Origin of the sequence: Terrisporobacter muris (genome assembly GCF_024621905.1) — a bacterium.
Taxonomy (GTDB): Bacteria; Bacillota; Clostridia; order Peptostreptococcales; family Peptostreptococcaceae; genus Terrisporobacter; species Terrisporobacter muris.
On record NZ_JANKBY010000392.1, the window covers coordinates 1 to 2,864 of the forward strand.

2 protein-coding genes are annotated in these 2,864 nt (G+C 27.8%); one reads left to right on the forward strand and one right to left on the reverse strand.

Going from position 1 to position 2,864, the window contains the following annotated elements:
• Positions 1-349 precede the first annotated feature (349 nt).
• Complete coding sequence (brnQ, locus tag NSA58_RS18260; protein ID WP_074079705.1) at positions 350-1,642, forward strand: branched-chain amino acid transport system II carrier protein; 1,293 nt, start codon at positions 350-352, stop codon at positions 1,640-1,642.
• Between the two features lie 152 nt (positions 1,643-1,794).
• Here brnQ and NSA58_RS18265 read toward each other — a convergent pair whose 3' ends face one another.
• The gene (locus tag NSA58_RS18265) at positions 1,795-2,568 is read right to left on the reverse strand and encodes an SH3 domain-containing protein (protein WP_074429447.1); all 774 of its coding nucleotides are present in this window, start codon (positions 2,566-2,568) and stop codon (positions 1,795-1,797) included.
• Between the last annotated feature and the right edge of the window lie 296 nt (positions 2,569-2,864).

Here is a 2,864-nt window from a genome sequence, read left to right on the forward strand (position 1 = left end):
AAAATATATATTGACAATTTTCTGTAAATTTTGTATCATTATAAAAAAGAAATAAAAATAATACTATAAATTTTGGAGAATGATAATGAAAAATATAAGTCTAACTAATAAAGCACAACTTAATATATATTATTTTAGCTACTTTAGATAGGTTTGTATTTATGAGATATATAAAATCATCATAGATACAAATCTTTAAAATTTGTATCTATGATGGCTAAAATTAATTTGTTATGCGAAGCCACATAGATAATCACTATGTGGCTTTTATCAATCCTAGGCAAAAAAGCCACATAGTGAATGCTATGTGGCTTTTTATATATTAAAATATAAATTTGAGGTGTGAAAAATGAAAAAAAATAAAGATATTATAATAATTGGTTTTGCCCTTTTTTCTATGTTCTTTGGAGCAGGAAACTTAATATTCCCTCCTTTTATAGGGATGACATCAGGTAGTGATTGGCTAACAAGTTTTTTAGGCTTTGTTTTAGCTGATGTAGGAATAATTTTATTGTCAATAAATGCAGTAGCTAAGTCTGGTTCTTTCCAAAATGTTGTTGGAAAAGCTGGCAAAAATTTTGGAATTACTTTAGAGGTTATAATGATGCTTTGTCTTGGTCCTATTTTAGTTATACCAAGGACAGCAGCTACAACATTTGAAATGAGTATAACTCCACTTACTTCTTCTGTTAATTCAATAATATTTTCTATCTTATTCTTTGGTTTAACATTTATATTAACTATAAGACCAACAAAAGTTATGGATATAATCGGAAAATTCTTAACACCTATACTTTTACTTGCTTTAGGGATTTTAATTACTAAAGGGGTTGTATCTCCTATTGGAAAATTAAGTAATAATGATAGCGACGGTCTATTTGTAAACGGACTTACTCAAGGGTACCAAACTATGGATGCCTTAGGAATTGGTGGAGTTACAGCTTTAATAATGACTTCTTTTATAAGCAAAGGATATACTGATAAAAAAGAAAATATCTCTATGACTTTAAAATCTGCACTTATTGCTGGAAGTGGTCTAGTTATTGTATATGGTGGTTTAGCATACTTAGGTGCTACAGTTTCAACAATGTACGATACATCTATTTCTCAAACTGCACTACTTGTAAATATAACTAATAGTTTATTAGGTAAAAGTGGGATTATATTATTAGGAATAATAGTTGCCTTTGCGTGTCTTACTACATCAATAGGTTTAACTTCAGTTACTGCAAAATATTTTGAAGATGTAACTAATAAAAAATTAAAATACACACATTTAGTTGCTTTTATTTGTATATTTAGTTCTATAGCTTCTAATTTAGGTGTAGATAGAATAATAGCTATTGCAGCTCCAATTTTAACTATTATATACCCTGTCTCAATTTTATTAGTTCTTATGAGTACTTTTAATAAATATTTTACTAAACCTGCTGTATTTAAGTGCTCTGCTTATGCAACTTTATTAATAAGTCTATTGAATGTTGTTGATAGCTTAGGTTTAAACATAAACTTTGTACATAAATTACCTTTAGATTCTATAGGATTCAACTGGGTTATACCAGCTATAATCGGAGGATTTATTGGTAAATTCATGATAAAAGATAAAAATAAACAAGAAAATTTAAATAAAATTAGTGCATAAAAATTCGCTTCAGATACATCCGTTGCTTGAGCGACGTGTCGGTGAAGCATTTTCATTTAAAATAAGTTGAAATTTATAATTTATCCACAAATCAGATAAATTACAAATTTCTTTAATGTAAAAAATGGCCAACAATTAGTTGGCCATTTTTCTTATTTTAAAATTTCTATTGTTATATTTCTTATACCCCAGTCATTACAATTTTTTTCTGTTGGCATAAATATATCTATTGTATTACCTTTTATTGCTCCACCAGTATCTTCTGCTGTAAATACTTTATCTAATTCTTTTATATAAACCTTAGTTCCATATGGTATTACACTTGGATCTACTGCTATTGTTCCGTATTTAGGCACTGTTCCTGTAGCTGTTATTCCATCACCAGTATATGCATAAGCCTTAACATTTAAAGTCTTTACTACACTTGATGAAGAATTTGATGAAGAACTTGCTGAAGATGTGCTTACATAATCATTACATACCCATCCGGTATTATCTTGAGAGTATTGAATCTTATGCCATCCATTATTTGATAATAGTATTTCTACTTTTTCACCTTTACTTAGTTTTCCTACTATTGAATATGATGTTGATGCTCCACTTCTTACATTTAATACATTTGCTGTTACTGTTCCTGTAACAGTATTCTTTGTTATATAGTCGTCACATGACCATCCAGTCTGATTGTTATCATATTCTATTTTATACCACCCATTATTTGATGATAATATTTCTACTTTTTCACCTTTACTAACTTTTCCTACTACTGAGTATGATGTTGATGCTCCACTTCTTACATTTAATACATTTGCTGTTACCGTTCCTGTAACATTAGCTGCATCGACTTTATTTATTGGCGCGAAAGCTGATACAGTTAACATCATAGCTGCTGTTAATGTCATTGTTCTTATTGTCTTTTTTATCATACGTCTTCCCCCATTGTTGTTTTTATTTTAATTTAATATTTTTCGTTATTGTCGAATTTTGTAATTCCTTAAATCTATTTTATTACATTTTTGTAACTTTTAAAAGGTTTTTTTATGAAAAAGTTACAAATCAGTAACATATTTTTTATTTTTTCATTTATTTAAAGTAGCCAAACTTAAGTATTTTCAACATCTTAACTCTTATACTTGCTTTAATATTACTTAGAAAAATTATTTTATTTTTTTTAACTTTTTTTCGTTTTTATGCATAAAAAAAGAGGATAAAAATCCTCTCT

Bases quoted from the DNA above. Each gene is read 5' to 3' on its own strand.
- brnQ (WP_074079705.1), top strand. From the start codon at position 350: ATGAAAAAAAATAAAGATATTATAATAATTGGTTTTGCCCTTTTTTCT.
- NSA58_RS18265 (WP_074429447.1), bottom strand. From the start codon at position 2,568: ATGATAAAAAAGACAATAAGAACAATGACATTAACAGCAGCTATGATG.